Annotated in this window: 21 protein-coding genes; 17 read left to right on the plus strand and 4 right to left on the minus strand. The window is 62.8% G+C overall.

Going from position 1 to position 25,137, the window contains the following annotated elements; all coding sequences use genetic code 11:
* The first annotated feature begins 26 nt into the window (after nt 1–26).
* The 11 genes from ABD937_RS03710 (at nt 27) to ABD937_RS03760 (ending at nt 14,512) form a co-directional block, all read left to right on the plus strand.
* Complete coding sequence (locus ABD937_RS03710; RefSeq protein ID WP_345253507.1) at nt 27–1,664, plus strand: glycoside hydrolase family 28 protein; 1,638 nt, start codon at nt 27–29, stop codon at nt 1,662–1,664.
* Nucleotides 1,665–1,715: 51 nt separating this feature from the next.
* Nucleotides 1,716–3,623 (plus strand): DUF4350 domain-containing protein, encoded by a 1,908-nt coding sequence (locus tag ABD937_RS03715; protein WP_345253509.1) that lies wholly within the window; start codon nt 1,716–1,718, stop codon nt 3,621–3,623.
* Nucleotides 3,623–4,651, plus strand: a complete 1,029-nt coding sequence (gene pelA / locus ABD937_RS03720) for a pectate lyase (protein ID WP_345253511.1) — start codon at nt 3,623–3,625, stop codon at nt 4,649–4,651. The genes ABD937_RS03715 and pelA overlap by 1 nt, the downstream gene beginning before the upstream one ends.
* Entirely contained in the window at nt 4,648–5,685 is a 1,038-nt protein-coding gene (locus ABD937_RS03725; RefSeq protein WP_345253513.1) for a pectinesterase family protein, read from the plus strand. Before pelA ends, ABD937_RS03725 begins: the two co-directional genes overlap by 4 nt.
* Before the next feature lie 6 nt (nt 5,686–5,691).
* Nucleotides 5,692–7,209: a tagaturonate reductase gene (locus ABD937_RS03730; RefSeq protein ID WP_345253514.1), complete on the plus strand. Its 1,518-nt coding sequence runs from the start codon at nt 5,692–5,694 to the stop codon at nt 7,207–7,209.
* Nucleotides 7,206–8,849 (plus strand): UxaA family hydrolase, encoded by a 1,644-nt coding sequence (locus ABD937_RS03735; RefSeq protein ID WP_345253515.1) that lies wholly within the window; start codon nt 7,206–7,208, stop codon nt 8,847–8,849. Before ABD937_RS03730 ends, ABD937_RS03735 begins: the two co-directional genes overlap by 4 nt.
* Nucleotides 8,850–8,860: 11 nt before the next feature.
* Nucleotides 8,861–10,312 (plus strand): glucuronate isomerase, encoded by a 1,452-nt coding sequence (gene uxaC, locus ABD937_RS03740; RefSeq protein ID WP_345253517.1) that lies wholly within the window; start codon nt 8,861–8,863, stop codon nt 10,310–10,312.
* 15 nt (nt 10,313–10,327) lie between these two features.
* Nucleotides 10,328–11,341 carry a PfkB family carbohydrate kinase gene (locus ABD937_RS03745; RefSeq protein ID WP_345253518.1) on the plus strand — a complete coding sequence of 338 codons (1,014 nt, stop codon included), beginning with the start codon at nt 10,328–10,330 and terminating at the stop codon, nt 11,339–11,341.
* Nucleotides 11,331–11,999 (plus strand): beta/alpha barrel domain-containing protein, encoded by a 669-nt coding sequence (locus ABD937_RS03750; RefSeq protein WP_345253520.1) that lies wholly within the window; start codon nt 11,331–11,333, stop codon nt 11,997–11,999. Before ABD937_RS03745 ends, ABD937_RS03750 begins: the two co-directional genes overlap by 11 nt.
* Nucleotides 12,000–12,023: 24 nt before the next feature.
* Entirely contained in the window at nt 12,024–13,517 is a 1,494-nt protein-coding gene (locus tag ABD937_RS03755) for an MFS transporter (protein ID WP_345253522.1), read from the plus strand.
* A 566-nt stretch (nt 13,518–14,083) separates the two neighbouring features.
* On the plus strand, nt 14,084–14,512 hold the full coding sequence (locus tag ABD937_RS03760) for a nuclear transport factor 2 family protein (RefSeq protein WP_345253523.1): 429 nt from the start codon (nt 14,084–14,086) through the stop codon (nt 14,510–14,512).
* 524 nt (nt 14,513–15,036) lie between these two features.
* Here ABD937_RS03760 and ABD937_RS03765 read toward each other — a convergent pair.
* Both ABD937_RS03765 and ABD937_RS03770 read right to left on the minus strand, forming a co-directional pair.
* On the minus strand, nt 15,037–17,289 hold the full coding sequence (locus ABD937_RS03765; RefSeq protein ID WP_345253524.1) for a heavy metal translocating P-type ATPase: 2,253 nt from the start codon (nt 17,287–17,289) through the stop codon (nt 15,037–15,039).
* Between the two features lie 264 nt (nt 17,290–17,553).
* On the minus strand, nt 17,554–18,060 hold the full coding sequence (locus ABD937_RS03770; protein WP_345253526.1) for a rhodanese-like domain-containing protein: 507 nt from the start codon (nt 18,058–18,060) through the stop codon (nt 17,554–17,556).
* A gap of 271 nt (nt 18,061–18,331) precedes the next feature.
* Between ABD937_RS03770 and ABD937_RS03775 the strand changes: the two genes are divergently transcribed.
* The gene (locus tag ABD937_RS03775; RefSeq protein WP_345253528.1) at nt 18,332–18,790 is read left to right on the plus strand and encodes a DUF4112 domain-containing protein; all 459 of its coding nucleotides are present in this window, start codon (nt 18,332–18,334) and stop codon (nt 18,788–18,790) included.
* A 174-nt stretch (nt 18,791–18,964) separates the two neighbouring features.
* Here ABD937_RS03775 and ABD937_RS03780 read toward each other — a convergent pair whose 3' ends face one another.
* Together ABD937_RS03780 and ABD937_RS03785 are read right to left on the minus strand one after the other, a co-directional pair.
* Complete coding sequence (locus ABD937_RS03780) at nt 18,965–19,414, minus strand: hypothetical protein (protein WP_345253530.1); 450 nt, start codon at nt 19,412–19,414, stop codon at nt 18,965–18,967.
* Nucleotides 19,415–19,588: 174 nt separating this feature from the next.
* Nucleotides 19,589–20,152, minus strand: coding sequence for a helix-turn-helix domain-containing protein (locus ABD937_RS03785; protein ID WP_345253532.1), 564 nt, complete (start codon nt 20,150–20,152; stop codon nt 19,589–19,591).
* Between the two features lie 134 nt (nt 20,153–20,286).
* Here ABD937_RS03785 and ABD937_RS03790 point away from each other — a divergent pair, with 134 nt between their 5' ends.
* From ABD937_RS03790 to ABD937_RS03810, 5 genes are all read left to right on the plus strand, one after another.
* Nucleotides 20,287–20,505, plus strand: a complete 219-nt coding sequence (locus tag ABD937_RS03790; RefSeq protein WP_345253534.1) for a heavy-metal-associated domain-containing protein — start codon at nt 20,287–20,289, stop codon at nt 20,503–20,505.
* Between the two features lie 98 nt (nt 20,506–20,603).
* Nucleotides 20,604–21,053, plus strand: a complete 450-nt coding sequence (locus ABD937_RS03795; RefSeq protein ID WP_345253535.1) for a hypothetical protein — start codon at nt 20,604–20,606, stop codon at nt 21,051–21,053.
* 70 nt (nt 21,054–21,123) lie between these two features.
* On the plus strand, nt 21,124–22,290 hold the full coding sequence (locus ABD937_RS03800) for a TolC family protein (protein ID WP_345253536.1): 1,167 nt from the start codon (nt 21,124–21,126) through the stop codon (nt 22,288–22,290).
* Nucleotides 22,290–23,957: an efflux RND transporter periplasmic adaptor subunit gene (locus ABD937_RS03805; RefSeq protein WP_345253538.1), complete on the plus strand. Its 1,668-nt coding sequence runs from the start codon at nt 22,290–22,292 to the stop codon at nt 23,955–23,957. Before ABD937_RS03800 ends, ABD937_RS03805 begins: the two co-directional genes overlap by 1 nt.
* Before the next feature lie 162 nt (nt 23,958–24,119).
* Nucleotides 24,120–25,100, plus strand: a complete 981-nt coding sequence (locus tag ABD937_RS03810; RefSeq protein ID WP_345253540.1) for a heavy metal-binding domain-containing protein — start codon at nt 24,120–24,122, stop codon at nt 25,098–25,100.
* The last annotated feature ends 37 nt before the right edge of the window (nt 25,101–25,137 follow it).

Consider the following 25,137-nt stretch of genomic DNA (forward strand, 5'->3'; position numbering starts at 1 on the left):
TGCCCTTTTTGCCCTTAATACACGCTATGAACTATAAACTTCTCCTTGCCGGCCTGCTTCTTTCCACCACGCTCCACGCCCAGAAGGCGCCGGTGCCGCCCGTGGTGAAAGATCCCGTGTTCCGGAAAGACACCTTCGCCATTACCCGCTTCGGCGCCCGGGCCGACGGCCACAGCCTCAATACGGCCGCCATCAACGGTGCCATCGACGCCTGCTCCCGGAAGGGCGGCGGCGTGGTGCTGGTGCCCGCCGGTCTCTGGCTTACCGGTCCGGTGGAGCTCAAAAGCAACGTCAACCTCCACCTCGCCAAAGGCGCGCTCCTGCAGTTCACGCCCGACCTCAGCCAGTATGCCCTCGTGGCCAGCAACTGGGAAGGCCTGCCGCAGATGCGCAACCAGTCGCCGCTCTCCGCTACCAACGCGGTCAACATCGCGGTAACGGGCTTTGGCATCGTGGACGGCTCGGGCGACGCCTGGCGCATGGTCAAGAGGGACAAGCTCACCGAATCGCAGTGGAAGGGCCTCGTGGCCTCGGGCGGCGTGCTGAGCGACGATAAAAAGACCTGGTATCCCTCCGACAAAAGCAAGGCGGGTGCCCTCCTGAAAAACCCGGGTGTCATCGACGCCGCGAAGACCCCCGATTTCTACAACTCCGTCAAGGACTTCCTGCGCCCCAACCTGCTGGTGTTCACTTCCTGCAGGAACGTGCTGCTGCAGGGCGTCACCTTCCAGAACTCGCCGGCCTGGAACCTCCACCCACTCATGTGCGAGAACGTGGTGGTGCGCGGCGTCTATGCCAAGAACCCCTGGTACGCCCAGAACGGCGACGGCCTCGACCTCGAGAGCTGCAGGAACGTGCTCGTGGAGAACAGCACCTTCGACGTCGGCGACGACGGCATCTGCATCAAGTCGGGCCGCGACGCCGAAGGCCGTAAGCGCGGCATGCCCACCGAGAACGTGATCATCCGGAATAATACGGTGTACCACGCGCACGGCGGCTTCGTGATCGGCTCGGAGATGAGCGGCGGCGCCCGCAACATCTGGGTCGACAACAACACCTTCATCGGCACCGACATCGGCCTGCGCTTCAAAACGACGCGCGGCCGCGGCGGCGTGGTGGAGAACATCTTCATCCGCAACACGCAGATGAAGGACATCGTAGGCGAGGCCATCCTCTTCGATATGTACTATGCCGCGCAGGACCCCGTGCCGCTGGCCGGCGAGAAGCGCGAGCCCCCGAAGGTGGAGGCGAAGCCCGTGACCGAGGAAACGCCCGTGTTCCGCAAGATCTATATCGACGGCGTGGTGTGCAACGGCGCCGAGAAGGCCATCTACGTGCGCGGCCTTCCCGAGATGAACATCCAGGAGATCGTGCTGAAGAACATGGTGCTGCAGGCCCACAAGGGGCTCGATATGACCGAGGCCACCGGCATCGTGCTCGACAACGTGCAGCTCATCACCCGCGAGCTGAGCCCGGTGCTCAACATCCACAACAGCCGCAACATCACGCTCTATAAGATCCGCTACCCGAAGGCAGACCTGCTGCTCCACGTGAGCGGCGACAAAAGCAACGGCATCTCGGTGCGCGGCACCGACAAGGCCGGCGCTGCCAAGGGGCTGGAGCTTTCCTACGGCGCGCGTGAAGGCGCCGTGAACTGGAATTAAGGATCAACGATTGTATGGGTACCCGCAACGGGCCCGCTACCAAAAGCCTATATGAATAAGATCGGACCCATTGCCCTCTTGCTCCTGGCCGCCGGCACTGCCCAGGCGCAGCCTGCCGCCGACGCGCAGGCCCTTGCCACCACCGCGATGCGCCTCTGGCCCGACTCCTTCGCGCTTGCCGGCGACAAGGTGGCGAAGTGGCGCTACGACCAGGGGGTTATCCTCAAAGGCGTCGAAGGCATCTGGAACGCCACCGGCGACGGCCGCTGGTTCCGCTATATGCAGCAGAGCATGGACTTTTATGTGCAGCCCGACGGCTCCATCAAAGGATACAAGCCCGACGAGTATAACATCGACCACCTCAACAACGGCAAGGTACTTCTCTCGCTCTACCAGGTGACGGGCCAGGAGAAGTACCGCAAGGCCGTAGCATTACTGTTCTCCCAGCTCCGCACCCATCCCCGCACTTCCGAAGGCTCTTTCTGGCACAAGAAGATCTATCCCGGCCAGGTGTGGCTCGACGGCCTGTATATGGGCCAGCCCTTTTATGCGGCCTATGCACAGGTGTTCGGCGGCGGCGACTCCATCTACAACGACATCACGCGCCAGTTCACCCTTATCGAGAAGCACGCCCGCGATCCGAAGACCGGGCTCCTCTACCACGGCTGGGACGAAACGCGCGCGCAGCAGTGGGCCAACAAGCAAACGGGCCTGTCGCCGCACGTGTGGGGCCGCGCCCTTGGCTGGTACGGGATGGCCCTCGTGGATGCGCTCGACTTCTATCCGCCCAAGCATCCCGGCCGCGACTCGCTCATCGGCATCCTCAGCCGCTTTGCGGCGGGCGTGACGTCGGTACAGGATGCAAAGACCGGGCTCTGGTACGACATTCCCAACCTGCCGAAGGAACCGAAGAACTACGTGGAGGCCTCGGCCTCTTCGATGCTCGTGTATACACTGGCGAAGGGCGTGCGCCTTGGCTACCTGCCCGCCCGCTACACCGTGCAGGCAAAGAAGGGCTATGACGGCATCAGGAAAGCCTTCATCAAAACGGAAAACGGCCAGACGGACCTGCACGGCACCGTGGCCGTGTCGGGCCTCGGCGGCAAGCCATACCGCGACGGATCCTTTGCCTACTACATGAGCGAGCCCGTGATCGTGAACGATCCCAAAGGCATGGGCGCCTTCATCAACGCTGCCAACGAGATGGCCCTGCTGCTCGCCCCGAAGCCGGGCGCCCGCAAAACGGTGCTGCTCGATTGCCACTTCAACAACGAATGGAAGAAAGGCCCTTCCGGGCAGCAAGTGCGGTATCACTACACCTGGGACGACCGCGCCAACAGCGGCTTCTCGGTACTCGGCGACCTGTTCCGCGCCGAAGGCTTCCGTACGGCCTCGCTGGAAGGCGCGCCTACTGCACAAAGCCTGAAAGGCGCCGACGTATACCTGATGGTAGACCCCGACACCGAGAAGGAAACGGCGCAGCCGCGCTTCATGAACGATACGGCCGCCGCGGCCATCGCCGAATGGGTGAAGGGCGGCGGCACCCTCGTGCTGCTGGCCAACGACGCCGGCAACGCCGAGCTCGCGCGCTTCAACACCCTGGCCGCTCGCTTCGGCATCCGCTTCAACAACGACAACTTCAACCTCGTGCAGCGCGACCAGTTTGAGCAGGGCTCCGTAGCGGTGTCTCCGGGCAACCCCGTGTTCCCGACGGCCCGCAACCTCTTTATCAAGGAGCTGGCGACGCTCGACGTGAAGGCGCCGGCCACGGTGCTCCTGTCGAAGGAAGGCAAAGCCGTAATGGCCACCGCCCGCTACGGCAAGGGCCGCGTGCTCGCGCTCGGCGACCCGTGGTTATACAATGAATACGTGGACGGTCGCAAGCTGCCGCTCCAATTCGATAACTATGCAGCCGCGCGCGACCTCGTGCGCTGGCTCGCAGCAAAGAAGAAATCCTGATGTACGGCCGCCAACTCCTTATCGCAGGCTGCCTGCTGCTGTCCGCGCCGGCAGTGCGCGCGCAGGACGCCGTTGCCGATGCCATGCTGCTCTACCAGCGCACCGTAGGCGGCTGGCCCAAGCACATCAACGAGGTAAAAGTAGACTATACCCAGCCCCTCACCGAGGTGCAGCGCGCCGCCCTGCTCGACGACAAGGGCCGCAACGACGCCACCATCGACAACAACGCCACCACCAGGGAGATCCGCTACCTGCTGAAGGCCCATGCCACCCACCGCACTCCTGCCTACCTGAAGGCCGCCGAGCGGGGCATCTGCTACCTGCTGCAGATGCAGTATCCCAACGGCGGCTTCCCGCAATTCTGGCCCGACACGAGCGGCTACCGCAAGATGATCACCTACAACGACAATGCGATGGTGAATGCCCTCCTGGTGCTGCACGATGTCGGGATGGTGCGCCCAGGCTTTGAGGCGGTGAACGGGAAGCTGAAGCGGCAGGCCCAGCTCGCCGTGAACCGCGGCATCGACTGCATCCTGAAAACCCAGATCCGCGTGGGCGGGAAGCTTACCGGCTGGTGCGCCCAGCACGATCGGATCACCTTTGCCCCCGTGAAGGCCCGCGCCTTCGAGCTCGTGTCGCTCAGCGGTGCCGAGACCGTTGGGATCGTAGAATTCCTGATGCGGATGGAGCAGCCGACACCGGAAGTAAAGAACGCCGTCAACAGTGCAGTGGCATGGCTGCAGGCGGTGCGCATCGACGGCTTCGCCTATGGCGATACGCTGTCTGCGGAGTTCCCAAAGGGCCGCGACCGCCTGCTGCGCCCGGAGCCCGGAAGTGCCGTATGGGCCCGCTTCTACGACATCGAGACCGGCAAGCCCTTCTTCGCGGGCCGCGACGGCATGAAGCGCTGGGACCTTACGGAGATCGAGCACGAGCGCCGGACCGGTTACGCGTGGTACGGTACCTGGGCCCAGAAGCTCCTGACAAAAAACTATCCCGCCTGGAGACAAAAGCACGAGCAGCCATGAGCCCCCGGAGTATCTATAGCACCCTTCTCGCGATTGTCTTCCTGGGCATCGGAACGGCCTGCGCACAGACGCGGGCCATCACCGTTAACCCGGGCGGCGGCGCCGACTTTCGCAGCATCCAGGAAGCGATCAATTCGCTGCCCGACTCGTCTGCCGTTACCCGCGTTATCCGCATCGCAAAGGGTACCTACCGCGAGAAGCTGTTCATCAGTAAGCACAACATCCACTTCATCGGCGACGACCGCGAAAGCACGATCATCACCCAGGACATCGCTCGCGACGAATGGCGCTGCGCGCACCCCGACGACTGGGGCGTGGCCACGATGAACATCAACGGCAACGACATCACCCTGCAGAACCTGACCGTGGCCAACGACTACGGCTTCAACTTCCCGGCGCCCCGCGAAGTGGCCTGCGCCTCCGACACCGCGAAAGGGAAACGCATCATCACCAAGGACGGCCACCAGATGGCGCTTCGGACGATGCGGGCCACGCGCCTGCGCGCGCTCAACTGCCGCTTCCGTGCCTGGGCTGGCGACACCGTGAGCCCCTGGAACCTCGAGAACGGCATGTTCTATTTCAAGGATTGCCTGATGGAAGGCGGGGTGGATTTCTACTGTCCGCGCGGGTGGGCCTGGGCAGAGAACTGCCGCTTCTATACCAACACCGGCCCCGCCGCCATCTGGCACGACGGCTCCGGCAATCCTTCGTTCCGCACCGTGCTTAAGAACTGCAGCTTCGACGGCTACGAAGGCTTCAAGCTCGGTCGCTACCACCGCGATGCCCGCTTTTACCTCGTGGACTGCCGCTTCTCTTCGCGCATGGCCGACAGTAATATCTACCTCGTAAAGACGCCGAACGTGCTGCAGTGGGGGCGCCGCGTGTATTACAGCAACTGTCACCGCGAGGGCGGCGACTACGCCTGGTTCCGCGACAACCTCGATACCGACGGCGAAGGCACGAAGGCGGCCGACATCACGCCGGGCTGGCTCTTTGGCAATGCCTGGAAACCCCAACCGAATTCAAAACGCTGACCCAATATGATCCTTTCCAGATATAACCTGAAGAATATCGCCGCAGACGCCGTGCGCGTACCCGACGAGTCGATCTTCGAGCTCCCCGAGAAGGTGCTGCAGTTCGGCACCGGTGTGCTGCTGCGCGGGTTGCCCGACTATTTCATCGACACCGCCAACCGCCAGGGCCTCTTCAACGGCCGCGTGGTGGTGGTGAAGTCCACCGCGCACGGCGATACCAAGGACTTCGACCGCCAGGATTGCCTCTACACGCTCTGCATCCGCGGGGTGGAGGAAGGACGGCAGGTGGAGGAGCTGCAGGTGAACGCATCGATCAGCCGCGTGCTGAGCGCCACCGAGCAGTGGCAGGAAGTGCTGGCATGCGCCCACAATGCCGACATGCAGGTAATCGTGTCGAACACCACCGAGGTAGGCATCGAGCTCGTGCAGGACGACGTGCGGCAGCACCCGCCGAAGTCCTTTCCGGGCAAGCTCCTGGCCTTTCTGCTCGAGCGTTACCTGGCCTTCGGCGGGTCGGCGCATAGCGGCATGGTGATCGTGCCCACGGAGCTCATTCCCGACAATGGCTCCAGGCTGCAGTCGATCGTGCTGGAGCTCGCTCACCTCAACGGGCTCGAAGACCGCTTTATCGAGTGGCTCGAAAGCAGCAACCGCTTCTGCAATTCGCTGGTGGACCGCATCGTGCCCGGACGGCCGGAGCATGCCGAGGCCGCAGCGATCGAAGCGCGCACCGGCTATGCCGACAAGCTGCTGACCGTATCCGAGGTGTACCGCCTCTGGGCCATCGAGGGCGACGAGCGCGTGCGCTCCGTGCTTTCCTTTGCCGCTGCCGATGCCGGCGTGGTGATCACCCCCGACATCGACCAGTACCGCGAGCTGAAGCTGCGGCTGCTCAACGGTACCCATACGCTCAGCTGCGGCCTGGCATTCCTGGCCGGGTTTACCACGGTGAAGGAAGCGATGGACGACAGTGCGATGACCACCTTCATCGGCGAGCTGATGCAACAGGAGATCGCACCCGCGATCCCTTACCCGCTGGCGCCCGGGCTGGCGCAGGACTTCTCCCGCAAGGTGCTCGACCGCTTCGCGAATCCGTACCTCCGCCACAACTGGATCGCCATTACGATGAATTACAGCTCCAAGATGAAGATGCGCATCGTGCCGGTGCTGCTGGAGCATTACCGCACGCACGCGACGGTGCCGGAGCGGATGGCACTGGGCTTCGCCGCTTATATCGCCTTCATGAAGCCCGTTCGCTCCGTGGAGGGCAGCTACTTCGGCGAGCTGAACGGCGCCGCCTATCCCATACAGGACGACCAGGCCGCAAGTTTCCAGCGCCGCTGGGCAGGGCTCACGCCCGCCGCGCTCGTAGGCGATGTGCTGCGCGATACCTATTGGGGCGCACCCCTGCACGAGCTCCCCGGCTTTGCCGACGCCGTGATCGACAGGCTGACCGGGATCCTTTCGGGCGGCGCCCGCGAGCTCCTCGAGGAACATCCCATCAATAAAGCGAACGTAGCATGAGTGCCCGGGTTCTGAAAGTACATCCCTCCGATAACGTGCTGGTGGCGCTGCAGGATCTTGCGCGCGGCGAGCAGGTGAACTATAACGGTAATGGCTATACGCTGACCGACGACGTGCCGGCGAAGCATAAGTTCTTCACGCAGGACCTCCTCGCCGGAGACTCCGTCATTATGTACGGCGTACTGGTGGGCAAGGCACAGCATTATATTCCCGCCGGCTCCCGTATGACTACGGAAAACATCAAGCACTCCACGGATCCCTACGATTACCGGGGCGTGCAATACCAGTGGACCGCGCCCGACGTCTCGAGATTCCAGGACCGCACCTTCAATGGCTACCACCGTGCCGACGGCCGTGTGGGTACCGCCAACTACTGGCTCTTCATCCCCACCGTCTTCTGCGAGAACCGCAACCTCGACGTTATCCGCGAAGCCCTGCACAACGAGCTCGGCTATGCCGTGACGGCGAAGTACAAGCGGTATGCGCACCAGCTGGTGGAAGCCTTTCAGAATGGAGAGGACCTATCGGCGGCAGCGCCGGCTGCCTTCGTTGCCGACGAGCAGGCGCACCGCGTTTTTAAAAACGTAGACGGCATCAAGTTCCTGAACCACCAGGGCGGCTGCGGTGGCATCCGCCAGGATGCGGCCATCCTGAGCAAGCTGCTCGCCGCTTATGCCGATCATCCGAACGTGGGCGGGATCACCGTGCTGAGCCTCGGCTGCCAGAACCTGCAGCTGAACGATTTTCTCGAAGACCTCAAGGCACGCAACCCACATTTCGACAAACCGGTGTTCACCTTCGAGCAGCAGCAATCGCAAAGCGAGGAAGGCATGATCGCCGAAGCGATCCGAAAGACCTTCGAGGGCCTTATCGAGATCAACAAGCAGGAGCGCGCCCCGGCTACACTCGACAAGCTGACGGTGGGTGTGAAGTGCGGCGGCTCCGACGGCTTCAGCGGCATCTCGGCCAACCCCGCCGTGGGCCATGCCTCGGACCTGCTGGTGGCGCTCGGCGCCAAGGTGCTGCTCGCCGAGTTTCCCGAGCTGTGCGGCGTGGAGCAGGAGCTCGTGGACCGCTCCGTGAGCGAGCCCATCGCCCGCAAGTTCATGCACCTCATGAAGCGCTACGAGCAGATCGTGACGGCCGTAGGCTCCGGTTTCCACATGAACCCCTCGCCCGGCAATATCAAGGACGGGCTCATCACCGACGCCATCAAGAGCGCCGGCGCTGCCCGCAAGGGCGGTACCTCGCCGGTTGTAGATGTACTGGACTATACCGAGCCCGCCGTGAAGCCGGGCCTCAACCTCGTGTGCACCCCCGGCAACGACGTGGAAGCCACCACGGGCAAGGCGGCGAGCGGCGCCACGCTCATCCTCTTCACCACCGGCCTCGGCACGCCCACCGGCAACCCGGTGTGCCCCACCATCAAGGTGGCCACCAACTCGAAGCTCGCCCACCGCATGCGCGACATCATCGACATCGACTGCGGGCCGGTGATCGCCGGCGAAAAGACCATCGAAGAGATGGGCGAGGAGATCCTCGAATACTGCATCCGCGCGGCTTCTGGCGACGAGATTCCCAAGGCCGTATTACTCAATCAGGACGATTTCATCCCGTGGAAGCGGGGCGTGTCGCTCTAAACCATCGCATCATGAAACCCTTTCTCGACGAGCATTTTCTCCTGCACAATAAAACCGCCCAGCGGCTCTACCACGAGTACGCCAAGGCAATGCCCATTATCGACTACCACTGCCACCTGCCCCCCGACCAGATCGCGGCCGACGGCAACTTCGCCAACCTCACGCAGGTATGGCTCTATGGCGACCACTACAAGTGGCGCGCGATGCGCACCAACGGCATCAACGAGCGCTACTGCACCGGCGACGCACCCGACTCCGAGAAGTTCCAGAAGTGGGCCGAAACGGTTCCCTACACGCTCCGCAACCCGCTCTATCACTGGACCCACCTCGAGCTGCAGCGCTACTTCGGCGTTACCGAAATCCTGAACGGACAAAGCGCTGCACGCATCTACGAGGAATGCTCCGCAAAGCTGCAGACACCTGAATACTCCGTGCGCGGGCTGCTGCGCCAGGCCAACGTGAAGGTGGTGTGCACTACCGACGATCCCATCGATTCGCTGGAGCACCACCGCACGATCAGGGAAGATGGGAGCGACATCCGCATCCTGCCCGCCTTTCGTCCCGACAAGGCCATGCAGGTGGATGATGCTTCTTCGTTCAACCACTACCTCGGCAAGCTGGAGGCCGTCAGCAATACGGCCATCGCCTCCTTCAACGATTACCTCGACGCGCTCAAGGCACGCCACGACTTCTTCGCTTCGATGGGCTGCACCGTGTCGGACCACGGCCTCGAGCAGATCTATGCCGAGCCCTGGACCGAAGCCGGCGTCGCCGCACTCTTCAACAAGATCCGCGGCGGTAAGGAACTGTCGCCGGAGGAGATCCTGCAGTTCAAGAGCGCGATGCTCGAGATCTTCGCGGTGTGGGATTGGGAGAAGGGCTGGGTGCAGCAATACCACCTCGGCGCCCTCCGCAACAACAATGGCCGGATGCTCCGCGAGCTCGGTCCCGACACGGGCTGGGACTCCATCGGCGACTTCGCGCAAGGCCGCGCGCTGGCCACCTTCCTCGGCCGACTCGACAGCAAGGACCAGCTGACCAAGACGATCCTGTACAACCTCAATCCTGCCGACAACGAGCTGTTTGCCACCATGATCGGCAACTTCAACGATGGCTCCGTGGCCGGCAAGATCCAGTACGGCTCCGGCTGGTGGTTCCTCGACCAGAAGGACGGCATGACCCGCCAGATCAACGCGCTCTCCAACATGGGCCTGCTGAGCCGCTTCGTGGGCATGCTCACCGACAGCCGCTCCTTCCTTTCGTACCCGCGCCACGAGTACTTCCGCCGCATCCTCTGCAACCTGTTCGGCGAAGAGATCGAGAACGGCGAGCTGCCGGCCGACATCGAATGGACGGGCGAGGTGATCCGCGATATCTGCTACAACAACGCCGCAACCTATTTCAACTGGAACGAAGTGGCCGGGAACGCTCCCGCTGCTTCCCTCGAACGAACTGCTTATTAAACCGTATATTATCGCATGAAGAAGGTGCTTTGTTTCGGTGAGCTGCTCCTCCGCCTGTCGCCCCGCCTCAGCGGCGAGTGGATCGCGCGCGGGGAGACCGCCGTGTTCGTTGGCGGCGCCGAGCTCAACGTGGCCCGCGCCCTTGCGCGCTGGGAGCAGCCTGTAGGCTACTGCACGGCCCTGCCCGATCACTACCTCGCTACCGAGGTCATCGACTGGGTAGCCGCGCAAGGCATCGATGTAACGGCCATCCACCGCTCCGGCGCGCGCATCGGCACCTACTACCTGCCGCAGGGCGCCGACATGAAGGCCGCCGGCGTCATCTACGACCGCGCCTATTCCTCGTTCTGGGAGCTCGCGCCCGGCGACATCGACTGGGACGCCGCGCTCGAAGGGGTTGACTGGCTGCACTTCAGCGCCATCTCGCCCGCCCTCAACGAACAGGCGGCGGCGGTATGCGCCGAAGCCGCGAAAGCGGCCGCCGACAGGGGACTCACCGTTTCCGTTGACCTCAACTACCGCGCGAAGCTGTGGCAGTACGGCAAGACGCCCCTCGAAGTGATGCCGGAGCTGGTGCAGTACTGCGATGTGATCATGGGCAATATCTGGGCAGAGCAGCAGATGCTCGGCATCCCGGTGCCCGTAGATCTCCGGGACGACAAGGAGGCTTACCTGGAGCAGTCGCAGGCCACATCGGAGGCGATCCGGAAGGCTTATCCGCGCTGCCGGCAGGTGGCCAACACCTTCCGCTTCGACGCGGGCGCGGGGGTGCGCTACTACGCGACGCTGCTTGATGCGCAGGGATTCTTTGTGTCGCCCGAGCACAGCGCCCGTACCATCGTGGACAAGGTCGGCAGCGGCGATACCTTCATGGCCGGCCTGATCTACGGCAACTGCGGGGGCTGGTGGGCGCAGGAGCTCATCGACTTCGCCGCCGCCGCCGCGTTCAACAAATTGTTCATCCCGGGCGACGCCACCACGGCCAGCGTGGACGCCATCAAAAAGGCGCACAACAACCATGTTTACTAAGCAAGCCCATATCGACGGACTGCTGGAGCAAAAGCTGCTGCCGCTCTTCTACCACGACAGCGCCGACACCAGCGTGCTCGTGCTCGAGGCGCTCTACGGCGCCGGCATCCGCTACGTGGAGTATACCAACCGCGGCGCCGCGGCGCCCGCCAACTTCGGCGTGCTGCGCGCGGCGGCCAGCCATATGCCGGGCCTGCAGCTCGGCATCGGCACCATCAAGAACCCGCAGCAGGCGGAGCAATACCTCGCATTCGGCGCCGACTTCATCATTTGTCCGTCGATGAACGCGGAAGTGGCCGCAGTGGCCGCCGCCGCGGGCCGGCTCTGGATCCCGGGCTGCATGACGCCCACCGAGATCGCCGCCGCCGAGAACGCGGGCGCTACCCTGGTCAAGATCTTTCCGGGCAATATCCTGGGCCCCGGCTTTATCAGCGCGGTGAAGGACCTCTTTCCCGGCATGCGCTTCCTGGTAACGGGCGGCGTGGAGGCCGAGGCGGAGAACCTCGCCAGCTGGTTCCGCGCGGGCGTATCGGGCGTGGGTATGGGCAGCAAGCTCCTCACCAAAGCGCTGGTGGAGGCCGGCGACGTGAAGGGACTGATGGCGGCTACCGGGCACGCACTGGCACTCGTGCAGGAAGGACAGCATGCGCAAATTTGATTGCTCACTATATAAACGAATTCTATGCTCCCTGATCCCCAAGCCACGATCTCCGACGTAACACGGGCCACCGGAACAACGCCCCCGCGGCCTTCGGCCATGAGCCGCTATCGCTGGACGATCTGCGCGCTCCTGTTCTTCTCCACCACCATCAACTACCTCGACCGGCAGGTGCTGTCGCTCACGTGGAAGGACTACCTCGTTCCGGAGTTCCACTGGACGGACGCGGATTATGGCACCATCACCGCCTTGTTCTCCATCTTCTATGCTATTTCGATGCTGCTCGCAGGCCGCTTTGTAGACTGGATGGATACGAAGAAGGGCTTTCTCTGGGCCATCGCCGTTTGGTCGGTCGGCGCCTGTATCCATGCGTTCTGCGGCATTGCCACCTCGGGCCTCCTTACGGGTACCTGGCTGGTCGGCTTCGAGGGCGCCAAGGAATCGATCGGGCGCTTCGGCAATATCGCGCTCATCACCACTACGAGCGTGTGGCTCTTCATCTTCGCGCGCCTCGTGCTCGCGCTCGGTGAGGCGGGTAATTTCCCGGCGGCCATCAAGGCCACGGCCGAATACTTCCCGAAGAAAGACCGCGCCTTCGCCACCAGCGTGTTCAATGCCGGTGCTACCGTGGGCGCGCTTCTCGCACCGCTCACGATCCCGTTCATTGCGAAAGCCTGGGGCTGGGAAATGGCCTTTATCATCATCGGCGCGATCGGCTTCGTGTGGATGGGATTCTGGATGCGCCTGTACGACAAGCCCGACGTCCATCCCCGCGTAAGCAAGGCCGAGCTCGCCTATATTCAGCAGGACAATGCGCAGCCCGGCTCCGTGGCCAGCACGGCAGCGGCGGGCCGGCGGATGTCGTTCGGCGAATGCTTCCGGTATAGGCAGACCTGGGCCTTTGCGTTCGGCAAGTTCATGACCGACGGCGTGTGGTGGTTCTACCTGTTCTGGACGCCCGCTTACCTGAAAGATATTTACAAGATGGACAACACGCAGAGTGCGATCCCGCTGTTCATCCTGTACGCGATCACGCTGCTCTCGGTGATCGGTGGCTGGCTGCCCACCTACTTCGTGGAGAAGAAGGGCATGAATCCCTACGAGGGGAGGATGCGGGCGATGCTGATCTTTGCGTTCTTCCCGCTGCTCGCGCTGCTGGCACAGCCGCTGGGCGCCACCTCGTTCTGGTTCCCGGTGCTCATTATCGGCATTGCCGGCGCGGCGCACCAGGCCTGGTCGGCCAATATCTTCTCCACGGTGGGCGATATGTTCCCGCGCTCGGCCATCGCTACGGTGACGGGCATCGGCGGCATGGCGGGCGGCCTCGGCTCCTTCCTGATCAACAAGGGCTCCGGTGTGCTGTTTACCCATGCCGACAAGACGCAGATGCAGTTCCTGGGCTTTCAGGGCAAAGAGGCCGGCTACCTGATCATCTTTTCGATCTGTGCCGTGGCCTACCTCATCGGGTGGGTGGTCATGAAGTCGCTCGTGCCGAAGTACCAGCCGATCGGGGACTAGAGGATGTTCGAGTAAATGTGTCTTCCAGAATCGCTGACATCGCAGGCCGCAAGCGGCCTCTGCACGCGACGGCACAACGGCGCGACGGCGCGACGAGGAAAATCAATCGTTTTCTCTTCTTTTCGTCGTGCCGTTGTGCCGTCGTGTCGTTGTGAAAAGGGGCAGGAGCCCCGTATGCCGTGCCTGCACAGCCAGCCAAGCAGAGGGCACTAATTAAACCTAACAGTCTGTAAATGTTTTCTCTGAATGTATTTTGCTTGAGTTCATCGCGAAGCTCCGCTTAGGCAGATCTTACGAAAAAATGGTTGTTACGGGTCCAGAATGAACTTCTGTAATAGCCGGCGGCAACCCGGTATCTTTGTCCCGCATCCGCGCGCTTACCTTTTTTGTGTGTGTGATTGCTTTGCTATAAGATGAGCCCCGGCGTTACAGCCGGGGTTTTTCCTGCCGGCATCTTCCGCTCGTCCGGCCCGGCAACGGCTCGTACCGCGGCGGCACCATCCGCCCGAAGGAGCGCCCGTATTCCGGCCGGGCCGCCGATCATTGCAGCCACAGCATCCATCAATATGAAACAGATCCCCGTACTGCTGGCCCTCTTCCTCGCACCGGCCGGCCTCCGCGCACAAACCGACCAGAAAGAGCTCGCCGAAGTGGCGAAGGTGGTGAGCTATTACCTCGATGGCGGCACCCTGGCCGACAGCCTCCAGTTCTCCAAAGCCTTCTACCCGCAGGGGCAGATGCTCTTCATGCGCAACGACACGACGCGGATCGTGGCGCTGAAAGACTTCATGGCCGGCGCCCGCAACGACGGCAAGCGCACCGACCGCAAGACGCGCATCGATGCCATCCATATCTACGGCAACGCCGCGCAGGCAAAGCTCACGGTCGAATACCCGACGTTCTACTTTCATGACATGATGTCGCTGCTGAAAACGAAGGAAGGGTGGAAGATCGTGAACAAGATCTTCTACCGCGAGGAGAAGCCGAATAACTGAGTGAGGTTCGCTTCGCTCACCGGTGGGTTCACACGGCGGCACGGAGGCACGGCGACACTGCGGATGATTTTTTTGGAGGAACTCCTTCTGGATTTGGCGACCGCAGGCGGCCTTGCTTTTCTCAAAGCGGGCCGCGGGTCTCACGCGGAGACGCAAAGGCGCGGAGCACGCAAAGAATAATGCGTTATGCGTAGGCGGCCATCAACGAAGCAATCTCCTACGTTACGCGGAGTGGTTCATAGAGCGCAGCATTAGGAAACACTCCGCAAGTTGAGGAGATTGCTTCGCTGCGCTAGCAATGACGTTGGGATGATAGAGTCCTGCCTTCTGGGCATAATTGGTCTTTGCGTGCCCTGCATCTTTGCGTCTCCGCGAGAAACCCGCGTCGATCCTTAAGAAAAGGTAGGCGCTTGCGCCGGTAAAACATTCCCAAACGCCGAGTCGCCGCGCCGCTGTGCCGCCGTGTGAAATAGTCCTGCCGCAGGCAGGACTATTGTAGCGTAGCAAGCGCAACATCAAACATCTCACAACTTGCTCCACTTCAGCCGCAGGCTATTGCCCACTACCGATACGGAGCTGAGCGCCATCGCCGCTCCGGCGATCATCGGGTCGAGCAGGAAGCCGTTGACCGGGTACAGGACCCCGGCCGCCAGCGGGATGCCCACGAGGTTATAGATAAAAGCCCAGAAGAGATTCTGCCGGATCGTGCGCACCGTGCCGCGCGAGAGCGACAGCGCCTTCGGAATGCCGTTCAGGTCTGATGAAAGCAGTGTCATGCGGGCGGCGTCGAGGGCGATGTCGGAGCCGCGGCCCATGGCGATGCTCACGTCGGCCTGCGCCAGCGCCGGTGCGTCGTTGATGCCGTCGCCGGCCATCGCCACCACGCTTCCCGCCTCTTGCAGGCGCTTGATATATGCTGCCTTATCGGCCGGTAGCTGCCCGGCGCGGTACGCGTCGATGCCCACCTGCGCGGCCACGGCTGCGGCGGTTTCGGGATTGTCGCCGGTGAGGAGATGCACCCGGATGCCGCGCCCTTTGAGCGCAGCGACCGCCGCGGCCGATCCCGGCTTCACGCTGTCGGCAATGGCGACGACCGCCACGATGGCTTTTTCGCGCGCAAAGAACAGCACGGTACGCGCCTCGGCCCGCCAGCGCGCAGCCACTGTTTCCAGTTGTTCATCGGGTACGGCTCCCTGCTCCTCCAGGAGCGCCCGGTTGCCGACGCTGTAGCGCGCACCTTCATAATCCGCTACGATGCCCCTGCCGGTTTGGCTTTCGATCCGCTCCAGCGCCACGGGGGCAGCGCCCTCCTCCTCGAGATGGGCCGCGATGGCCCTTGCCAGCGGGTGCTCCGACTGCTCCTCGAGGGAAAGCAGGATGCGCTGCAGCTTCTTTTCATCTGCAGCCTCCGCGAACTGCATTCCGGTTACCCGGGGCCGGCCCTCGGTGATGGTACCCGTTTTATCCAACACCACGTCGGTAACGCGGTGGGCGAGCTCGAGGCTTTCGGCATCGCGGATGAGGAGGCCCTGCTCCGCGCCTTTGCCCACGCCCACCATGATGGCCGTTGGCGTGGCCAGCCCGAGCGCACACGGACAGGCGATGACGAGTACCGTAATGGAGGTGAGGAGCGCGTGGGTGAAGGCATGCGTGCCGCCCAGCAGCATCCACGCCAGGAAGGTGAGCACGGCGATGCCCAGCACCACCGGTACGAAGATGCCGGCGATGCGGTCTACCAGCCGTTGCACCGGCGCCCGCGAGCCCTGTGCTTCGCGTACGGCCCGGATGATGCCTGCCAGCAGCGTGTCGGCGCCCACTTTTTCTGCGCGGAAGCGGAAGGAGCCGTTGCCGTTGATGGAGCCTCCGGATACGGCTGCGCCTGCCTCCTTCAGTACCGGCACGGGCTCGCCGTTGATGGCGCTTTCATCCACGTACGACGCGCCGCCGATGAGGGTGCCGTCTGCCGGGATTCGCTCCCCGGGCTTCACCAGCAGCACATCGCCTTTTTGCACGGCTGCTGCCGGTACTTCCTGCACGGCGCCCGACGCATCGATGCGGTGCACCGTCTTCGGCTGCAACCCGATCAGCTTGCGCAGGGCCGACGAAGTGTTGGACTTTGCTTTTTCCTCGAGCAGCTTGCCCAGCGAAATAAAAGCGATCACCACCGCCGCCGCTTCGAAGTAGACATGCGCATGCAGGCCACGACGGTGCCAGAATTCGGGGTACACCGTGTTGAACAGGCTGAAGCCGTAGGCGATGCCGGTGCTGAGCGCTACGAGCGTATCCATGTTGGCGCGGCCATGACGGCCCTGCTTCCAGGCGTTGCGGAAGAAGTCGCGGCCAATCCAGCCCACCACGGGCGTGGCCAGCGCCAGCATGATCCAGTTGGCATAGGGCATATTCATGAAGAACATACCGATGACCACGAGAGGTGCCGACAGGAGGGCGGCCCAGAGCATGCGGCGCTGCAGGTGACGATAATGGCGCGCCTGCGCAGCCTCCTGCACTTCGGCGGCGCCTTCTTTTTCGATCACGAGGTCGTAGCCGATGGCGCGCACGGTGGATTGTAGTTGTACGGGTGTGGCCCGTTGCGGGTCGTAGGTGACCCAGGCCGATGCATTGGCAAAGTTGACGCCCGCGTCGGCTACGCCGTCGACCGAGCGGAGCATCGACTCCACGCTCACCGCACAGGCGGCACAGGTCATCTCCAGCACGGGAAAGGTTTCTTTGACGATGCCGCTGCTCGTACGCGGCACCGGGGTGGTATGGGTTGACATATCCGGTTCTTTTGTGCAAAGCTCCGGACACCGGTGGGTGGTATTCTTACAGGATGCGGTGCCGATTGTATATAATTCGTGGGGAAGAGGAGGTCGCAAGCGACTTTTTCACGCGGCGGCGCCACGGCGCAACGGCGCGACGAAGAAAACAACGTTAATCCGGGCTTGTCGAAAGACGCTGCGGCGTCGCGTCGCTGCGTGCGGAGGCCGCTTGCGGCCTCTCTTAATCCAAGGTACTTTAAGGCAAACAACTCCTTAAAGGCTTTATCGCTTGCAGGATGGCTCTTTGACGACGCTCATGCCTCCGGAGAGGTTGGTGACGTTGGTGAACCCGTTCTGTGTGAGGAGGTAGGCGGCCTGCGGGCTCCGGTGGCTGTGCGAGCAGAAGACGATGATCGCCCGCTCTTTGTGGGAAGCGAGCTCCGGCAGCCGTTGCGCGAGCTCACCGATGGGGATGTTGATGGCGCCTTTCAGGGTGCCGAAGTCGGGGTCTGCCTTTCCTTCGAACTCTGCTTTGGTGCGCACGTCGAGCAGCAGGGCGCCGGGATGCGCCTGGATATAGGCGCAGATGCTGTCGGGCGCCACTTCCCGGAAGCGGATCGAGGCCGCCGGCACCAGCGCCATTCCGCAATGCGGGCAGTTGCCGGCCTTGGTATAGGTCGCTTTGTCGCAATCGCTGCCGCAGGGCAGGCAGCGCAGGCTGTCGGGGGCCTGCGCGAAAGCGGTGGTGGTGCCAAGAACGAGGAGGAGGAGCAGCAGGAGGAGTCTCATAAGTGGGGACAAGGTAGGGAATATCGAATAACGAATATTGAATGGCGAAGGGTAGAACATGGGAACAGGGAATAAGGAACAGGGAACACGGAATGATCGGGTCCACCAGCCCATGGCTTCAGCCATGGGTTTCCGATTTTTACCAGCCCACGGCTTCAGCCGTGGGAACACGGAACACGGAACACGGAACAGGGAACAGGGAACAGGGAACAGGGAACACGGAACGAAGAACACACGCCTAATCTGGCAACGCATTTGCATTTTCGCCCTTATGAACAGCGCAACCCCTGCAAACGATCCGCTGAGGCACGTAGGCGTGATCACCAAGCTGATGGACAAGCAGTTCCGGGTGCCCGGCACCGGCTTCCGGTTCGGACTCGACGGGCTCATCGGGCTTATCCCCGGCGCGGGCGACGTCACCACCTTTGCGGTATCCTGCTACCTCCTCACCATCATGGCCCGCAACGGCGCAAGCGGCTACGTGATGGCGCGGATGGTACTCAACGTGGTGCTCGACATGCTCATCGGTGCGATCCCCTTCGTGGGCGACCTCTTCGACTTCGCCTTCAAGGCCAACAGCCGCAACCTGCGCCTCATGCAGGAACACTACGTCGAAGGACGTCACCGCGGCTCCGCATGGAAGGTGATCCTGCCCGTGCTGCTCGTACTCCTGCTGCTGATGATCGGGATGGTCTGGCTCATCTACCGCGTACTGAGCAGCCTGTTCTAAATGGAAATTTGCGTTAAGGGAAGGACCAGCCAGGCCGCAAGCGGCCCATTCCACGCGGCGACGCGGCGAAGGGCGGCGCAGCGAAGCGATCGAATCATTGATCACTGGCTTGTAGTCTTCCGCCGCGACGCCCCACGTTGCGCCGCCGCGTGAAAAAGCTGCTTGCAGCTTTCACTAGTGACCCCGGCGCCGCATGAGCCTGCGGACGCCTCCGCCCAGGATGTTGACCATCAGGACGCCCATCCCGGAAAGAAGGCTGTAGATGGCGAGCCGTTGCAGGCCTTCCATGCGTCGCCAGCTTCCCACGTCGAAGTACTGTTTCCGGAAGCTCCGGTAGGTCCAGAAATGGCCCAGCACAAAGGCGACGAACAGCAGTATAAGGACGACGTGCAGCCAGCTCAGCGCGGGCGACAGCAGGATGCGCCGGCACGCAGCAGACAGTAGCCATAAGACCGCCAACAGGATAGCACAAGCGCCGAAGAAATGCGGGTAGGCAATAACGTAGTAGGTGTCGTGCAGGTGAATGTCGACGGTATGTTCGCCGCTGGTGGCCGCCCCTGCAATAAAGACCAGGATGAAGAGCAGGTACAGGTGATGAGGGCGGGTGCGCAGTTGCAGGTCCATGCTGTGGAGTTAAGCCTGCTGCTAAAGTAGCGGTAACAGACCGACAAAGTGATCGCCCTGGTTCCCGAATAACGGGGCACTGGAAAACCGTACCGGTAGGAGCAGAAGCCAGTCGTTTCGAAAAGCTCAGCTCACGCCTTACGACCAACAGCGGAGTGCTCCCGTGAAGCACTGCTAAATCTTATCCAGCGGCGTCCGCTTGTGCTCCTTCAGGCTGCGGAAATGTGAAGGCGTGAGGCCCGTTACCTTCTTGAACTGTTGCGAAAGGTGCTGCACGGAGCTGTAGCCCAGGTCGAAGGCGATGTCGTTGATGGAGCGCTCATCGTACAGCAGCAGCTCCTTCGCCCGCTCGATGCGCTGGCGGATCACGTATTTTTCGATGGTGACGCCTTCTACTGAGGAGAAAAGCGTGGAGAGGCTGTGGTAGTCCTTGCCGAGCGTCTCCGATAAATAGACAGACAATTTCTTATTGAGCTCTTCGCTGCCGTTGTGGTGCACCAGCTGGATGAGGGTGCTTTTGATCCGGTTCACGAGGGCCGTGCGCTTGTCGTCGAGCAGCTCGAAGCCGAGCCCGGCAAGCTGCTCCCGCAGCGTGGCGAGGCGCTCCGCGCCCGGCTCTTCCGCGAGCTCCACGGTGCCCAGCTGCACGTTGCGGTAGGGGAGGCCGAGGCCGTCGAGCAGCTGCCGCACCACGAGGATGCAGCGATCGCACACCATATTCTTGATCTGCAGGTTCATCGATGGATGCAAGTTAGGGAGGGATAACCGGTGCGCGAAGCGGTCCACGAATTATATAACCGGTTGCCGTGATCGTATAACAGCAGGGCCTATAGCGTGGGTCACCTTTGTGTCCTCAAACAAAAACCCTTGTTATGCAAACCCTGAAATTCAAGACGAACATCAAGTGCTCCGGCTGCATCGCTGCCAGCACCCCGCACCTCGACAGCGCCGTCGGCGCCGGCAACTGGCAGGTAGATACGCAGGACCCGGCGAAAGTACTCACCGTAACGGCCGACGATCCGAAGGTGAATGCGCCCGCCGTGATCGAAGCCGTGCAGCGGGCCGGCTACAACGCCGAGCCCCTCGCCTGAGCGACCGCTGGTACATTTTTTTAAACACTACGGCCGGGCCGGGCATCGGGACCCCGGTCAACTTTTAATCCGGCCCGGCCGTTACATTTGTATCAACCATGCGCTCCCGCTCCTCATACTGGAAAGCCCTCGTGCTGCTGCTGGTGCTCTGCGCCGGCACGGTGCTGGGTGCCGCCTGTGCCCTGAGCGCTTCGGTGCATGGCTGGCACCACCACGGCGCGGCCGGCACCGAGGAGCACCGGCATGCCAACGGCGTGCAGCATGCCCATGAGCACAGCGGGCAGCACCACGATGCGCCTGCAGACGACCAGAACGGGTCTGCAGACTGCTGCTCCGGTAAGGTGGCCGCATTCGAGAAGGCCGACAAGTCGCCGGCCCGCACCGTGGAAGCGCCGCCGGTATTCTTTGTGCCGGCACCCTGGCCCGACCATTTTTCCTTCACCGCACCAGCCCCGCTGCTGCAGCGCACCACCATTCCGCCGTTCCGATGGCGGCCCCCGGCCACGATACCGGACCTCAGGATCATCATCCAGTCCTTCCAGATTTAGCCTGCAGTAAGCCAAAAGCCTTTTCCCTTCCGGGAAGCGTTCCCCTTTTGCCTGAACAGAACCTGACTACATGCGACCGTTTCTTTTCCTGCTCTTCCTTTCGATGTGGCTGCGGGCCTCCGGGCAACAGGTGCTCCCGCCCGACACGGCCGTGGCCCGTGCGCTGGCCAACAGCCGCAACCTGCGCGCCGCGGAACTCACCGTGACCCAGCAGCAGCAACTGCTGCGCGGCGCCGCCGAGCTGCAGAACCCGCAAGTGACCTTCGAGGTGACGCCCTACGAGCCGCTGCTCATCGGCGTGCAGCAGAACTTCTCGCTGCCCGGCGTGTACCGGGGCCGCAGGGCGCTGCAAAGCGAGCGCATCCGCGGTGCGCAGCTGCAGCTCCGGGGCGCACAATACGACCTGAAGCGCGACGTGCGCCTCAGCTACCTGCAACTCCAATACTTCTCGGAGCGCATCCGCCTCCTGGCGGTGCAGGACAGCATCTACGGCGCCATCCGGGAGTCGGCCCGCCGCTTCTTCGCCGCCGGCCAGATCAACAAGCTCGAGGAGCTCAATGCCGTGACCCAGGCCGATAAAGTGCACAACGAGTGGGAGCGGGCCCGCGCCGACCTCGCCGCCGAGCTCGAGCTGTTCCGCTTCTATACGGCCCTTCGCGACACGTTCGTGGTGGCGCCGCTGGGTGCCGAGGTCATAAGCCTGGGCGGTGACACGGCGCAGGGAAACGTGCAGCAGCAACTCCTCGCGCAGCAGGTGGCCATTGCCCAACGCGAACTGGCGCTGCAGCGCGCCGAGCAGGGACCGCAGTTCTACGCAGGCCCGTTGTTTCCCACCACCCGTGATGCGGAGCGCCCCCTCGGGCTGCAGGCCGGCATCACGGTACCGGTATGGCGGCGGCAGAACCGGTCGCGCATGGCCGCGGCGCAGAGCGGCATCGAAAGCGCGCAGGCCCTGCAGGCCCTGGAGCGCGAGCGCCTCAACGCCCGCTACCGGCAGGCCCTGGCAAGCCTCGCCCGCGAGCGCCGCACGCTCGGGTACTACCATACAACGGCACTCGGGCAGGCCGCCGCCATCATCGAAGTATCGCGCCGGCTCTTCGCGGGCGGCGAGCTTAATTATATCGAGTCGCTCCGCAACCTCATCGCCGCGTTCGATATACAAACCGGATACCTGGAGGCGCAGCGCGCCTACAACGAGGCCGTCATCGAAGTCAACTACTTAAACGGATCCCTGTAATGAAACACATCCTTTCCCTACTGCTCCTGACGATTCTTTTCGGTGCCGCAAGGGCGCACGACGGCGACGACCACGACGTGAAGAAGGCTGCGGCCTCAGCCGGCGCCCGGTACTTCAGCAGCGAAGCGCTCTCGGATAAGTACGAGGTGCTGCTCAAATGGGGTGAGCTCAGGGCCGGCACGGCCGGCACCTGGCAGCTGTTCCTTTCGGAGGCGAACAGTAACCGGGCCATCGACGCGGCATCGCTCAGCGTCAAGGTGGCCGGCAAGCCGAACGTGGCGATCACCGCCACCCGCACCGACACGGGCATCTACCGCCTCAGCGGCACCTTCCCGGCCAACGGGAGCTATGACCTGCAGGTCAGCATCGGCGCAGCCCCCGGCCCCGACCTGCTGCAGGTGTCCCGCTTCGAGGTAGGTAAGAAGCTGGCGGTGGCGGAGGAAGGAGAGGAGCACCACCATTGGTACGAGGAGCCTTGGCTATGGGCTGCCGGCGGCCTGCTGGCGGGGCTGCTGCTGATGTGGGCGCTGATGCGCCGGCGCAACCGCAGGGGCACAACGGCCGTGCTGCTCGTATTTCTACTGGCGCCCACCGCCGCGATGAACCCGAGTGCCGCTCATGGCGGCGATGACCATGGCGGTGGCAAGGCGGGTGGCGGTGCACTCTCCGGTGCGTTCGTGGTGGAGAAGGAAGCGCAGTTCCTCTTCGATATCGGTACGCAAAAGGTGGGTCCGGGTTCGTTTTACCAGGCCGCCGAGCTGCGGGGCACCGTTGCCGCCGCTCCGCAGGGCCGTGCCGTGATCCAGACGCCGCAAACAGGCACCATCCGCGCCCTCCGCGTGGCGCCCGGCCAGGATGTGCGCCGGGGCCAGGTGCTGGCCGTGGTGGAGCAGCAGGTGGAAGCCGGCACGCAGCTCGACATCATCGCGCAGCGCAATACCCTGAACGCCGAGGTGAAAGCCGCGCGGGCACAATACGAGCGGCTGCAAAGCATCGCCGACATCGCCGCCAAAAAAGACGTTACCGAAGCCCGAGCGCGCTACGAAGCGGCCCAGCAGAACCTGCAGCTGTTCAACGCCAACCTGGGCCGCAACCTGGGCAGCACGCGGATGATCCAGCTGACGGCGCCGATCAGCGGCGTAGTGGGCACCTTCAATTACGCCATCGGGGCGGTCGTGAACAGCGGCGAAACGCTCTTCGAGATCACCAACCTGGAGCAGGTGTTCGTTGAGACGCAGCTCTACGCAGGCAGTGAGGCCGCCACGCGGAGCGGTCGCTTCGTCGCCTTTTCGGGGCAGGACACAACCGCCTATGCGCTGCGGCTTGTTTCCACGGCCCAATCCGTGAACCCGGGCAACCAGGCGCAGCGCGCCGTGTTCGAGGTGCTGCGGCCGGCCGGCAGGTTCCGTATCGGTGAGAACGTGCGGGTGCTGCACTACGGTGCCGACCGGATCGCGCAGCTGGTAGTGCCTGCAGCGGCCGTTACCGACATCGGCGGGCGCCCGGCGGTGTTCATCAAGGACCGTGCGGAAGGCTATTCAGTATCCTTTGTGCAGAAAGGCGAAAGCAACCCCCTGTATACGGCGATCGTACGCGGCGTCGAAGCCGGCGAGCGCGTCGTAACGGAGAACGTGTACCAGATGAAGATGATCTACCTCGGGCAGTGAGCAGGTGAGCGAGTGAGCGGGTGAGCGAGTCGTGGGGAGCCACTAATTCTCTTTTTTCGCACATCCTTCAGAACCTTAAAGACCTTAAAGACCTTAAGAACCCTAAGAACCCTAAGAACCTTCAGAACCTTAAAAACTTTTAGAACCCATAGAACTCCAAACATGAAACAGATCACAACAATCCTATTGGCGAGTGTCCTCCTGCTCGCCGCCTGCTCCGACAGCAAGACCTCCGGTACAGGAAGCTCCGACAGTACTTCTACGGCCGCAGCCGATGGCCACCAGCATGCCTATCGCTGCCCGATGCACCCCGAGGTCACCGGCAAGGAAGGCGACACCTGTCCCAAGTGCGGCATGAAGCTCGAGCACTCGGATGCCGCGCCCGACGCCGGCGGAACTTACTTCATGCAGTTCGCTGCCACACCCACGGCTATCGCGCCCGGCAAGCCCGTTACACTTTCCCTGACACCGAAGAAAAAAGGCGCAGAGAGCGAGTCCGTGGCACTCGACGTGGAGCATGAGAAGAAGATCCACCTCATTCTCGTAAGCGACGACCTGTCCTGGTTCGACCATATTCACCCTGAGTTCGCCGAGGGCGGCGCCTACACCGTGCCGGCCACCTTCCCCGCACCGGGCAAATACACCGCCTTTGCCGACTACAAGCCGAGCGGCGGAGGTCATGTGGTCGACAAGATCGACATCGACGTGGCCGGCACGGCACCCGCGGCGAAGTCGTTCAGCCAGGAAAAGCTTTCCGGTACCTCGGGCGATTACAGCTTCGAGCTGCAGCCTGCCGGCGGCAAGCTGGTGACCGGCACGCCGCTGCACATCGCGGGTGTCGTGAAAAAGGGGGGCAAGGAGATCGATGCGAATACGCTCGACAACTACCTCGGCGCCAAGGCGCACTTCGTGCTCATCTCGCTCAATGAAAAGGAGTACCTGCATGTGCACCCTGAAGTCGCCAACGGCCGCTTCGACCTGCATACGACCATCGAAAAGCCCGGCACCTACCGCGGCTGGGTGCAGTTCAACGCCGATGGAACGATCCACACGATCGACTTTACCTGGAACGTCACGAAAGGCACAGGCGCGCCCGCAGTCGACGCCGGGCATGGCGCTGCCGGCGATCACAGTAATCATTGAACCGATGCCTCCACCGGCGTTGCCGGGAGAAAGAACA

It is taken from the genome of Flaviaestuariibacter amylovorans (assembly GCF_039541815.1).
GTDB classification, from domain to species: Bacteria; Bacteroidota; Bacteroidia; order Chitinophagales; family Chitinophagaceae; genus Flavisolibacter; species Flavisolibacter amylovorans.

Bases quoted from the DNA above. Each gene is read 5' to 3' on its own strand.
- ABD937_RS03710 (WP_345253507.1), top strand. From the start codon at position 27: ATGAACTATAAACTTCTCCTTGCCGGCCTGCTTCTTTCCACCACGCTC.
- ABD937_RS03715 (WP_345253509.1), top strand. From the start codon at position 1,716: ATGAATAAGATCGGACCCATTGCCCTCTTGCTCCTGGCCGCCGGCACT.
- pelA (WP_345253511.1), top strand. From the start codon at position 3,623: ATGTACGGCCGCCAACTCCTTATCGCAGGCTGCCTGCTGCTGTCCGCG.
- ABD937_RS03725 (WP_345253513.1), top strand. From the start codon at position 4,648: ATGAGCCCCCGGAGTATCTATAGCACCCTTCTCGCGATTGTCTTCCTG.
- ABD937_RS03730 (WP_345253514.1), top strand. From the start codon at position 5,692: ATGATCCTTTCCAGATATAACCTGAAGAATATCGCCGCAGACGCCGTG.
- ABD937_RS03735 (WP_345253515.1), top strand. From the start codon at position 7,206: ATGAGTGCCCGGGTTCTGAAAGTACATCCCTCCGATAACGTGCTGGTG.
- uxaC (WP_345253517.1), top strand. From the start codon at position 8,861: ATGAAACCCTTTCTCGACGAGCATTTTCTCCTGCACAATAAAACCGCC.
- ABD937_RS03745 (WP_345253518.1), top strand. From the start codon at position 10,328: ATGAAGAAGGTGCTTTGTTTCGGTGAGCTGCTCCTCCGCCTGTCGCCC.
- ABD937_RS03750 (WP_345253520.1), top strand. From the start codon at position 11,331: ATGTTTACTAAGCAAGCCCATATCGACGGACTGCTGGAGCAAAAGCTG.
- ABD937_RS03755 (WP_345253522.1), top strand. From the start codon at position 12,024: ATGCTCCCTGATCCCCAAGCCACGATCTCCGACGTAACACGGGCCACC.
- ABD937_RS03760 (WP_345253523.1), top strand. From the start codon at position 14,084: ATGAAACAGATCCCCGTACTGCTGGCCCTCTTCCTCGCACCGGCCGGC.
- ABD937_RS03765 (WP_345253524.1), bottom strand. From the start codon at position 17,289: ATGTCAACCCATACCACCCCGGTGCCGCGTACGAGCAGCGGCATCGTC.
- ABD937_RS03770 (WP_345253526.1), bottom strand. From the start codon at position 18,060: ATGAGACTCCTCCTGCTGCTCCTCCTCCTCGTTCTTGGCACCACCACC.
- ABD937_RS03775 (WP_345253528.1), top strand. From the start codon at position 18,332: ATGAACAGCGCAACCCCTGCAAACGATCCGCTGAGGCACGTAGGCGTG.
- ABD937_RS03780 (WP_345253530.1), bottom strand. From the start codon at position 19,414: ATGGACCTGCAACTGCGCACCCGCCCTCATCACCTGTACCTGCTCTTC.
- ABD937_RS03785 (WP_345253532.1), bottom strand. From the start codon at position 20,152: ATGAACCTGCAGATCAAGAATATGGTGTGCGATCGCTGCATCCTCGTG.
- ABD937_RS03790 (WP_345253534.1), top strand. From the start codon at position 20,287: ATGCAAACCCTGAAATTCAAGACGAACATCAAGTGCTCCGGCTGCATC.
- ABD937_RS03795 (WP_345253535.1), top strand. From the start codon at position 20,604: ATGCGCTCCCGCTCCTCATACTGGAAAGCCCTCGTGCTGCTGCTGGTG.
- ABD937_RS03800 (WP_345253536.1), top strand. From the start codon at position 21,124: ATGCGACCGTTTCTTTTCCTGCTCTTCCTTTCGATGTGGCTGCGGGCC.
- ABD937_RS03805 (WP_345253538.1), top strand. From the start codon at position 22,290: ATGAAACACATCCTTTCCCTACTGCTCCTGACGATTCTTTTCGGTGCC.
- ABD937_RS03810 (WP_345253540.1), top strand. From the start codon at position 24,120: ATGAAACAGATCACAACAATCCTATTGGCGAGTGTCCTCCTGCTCGCC.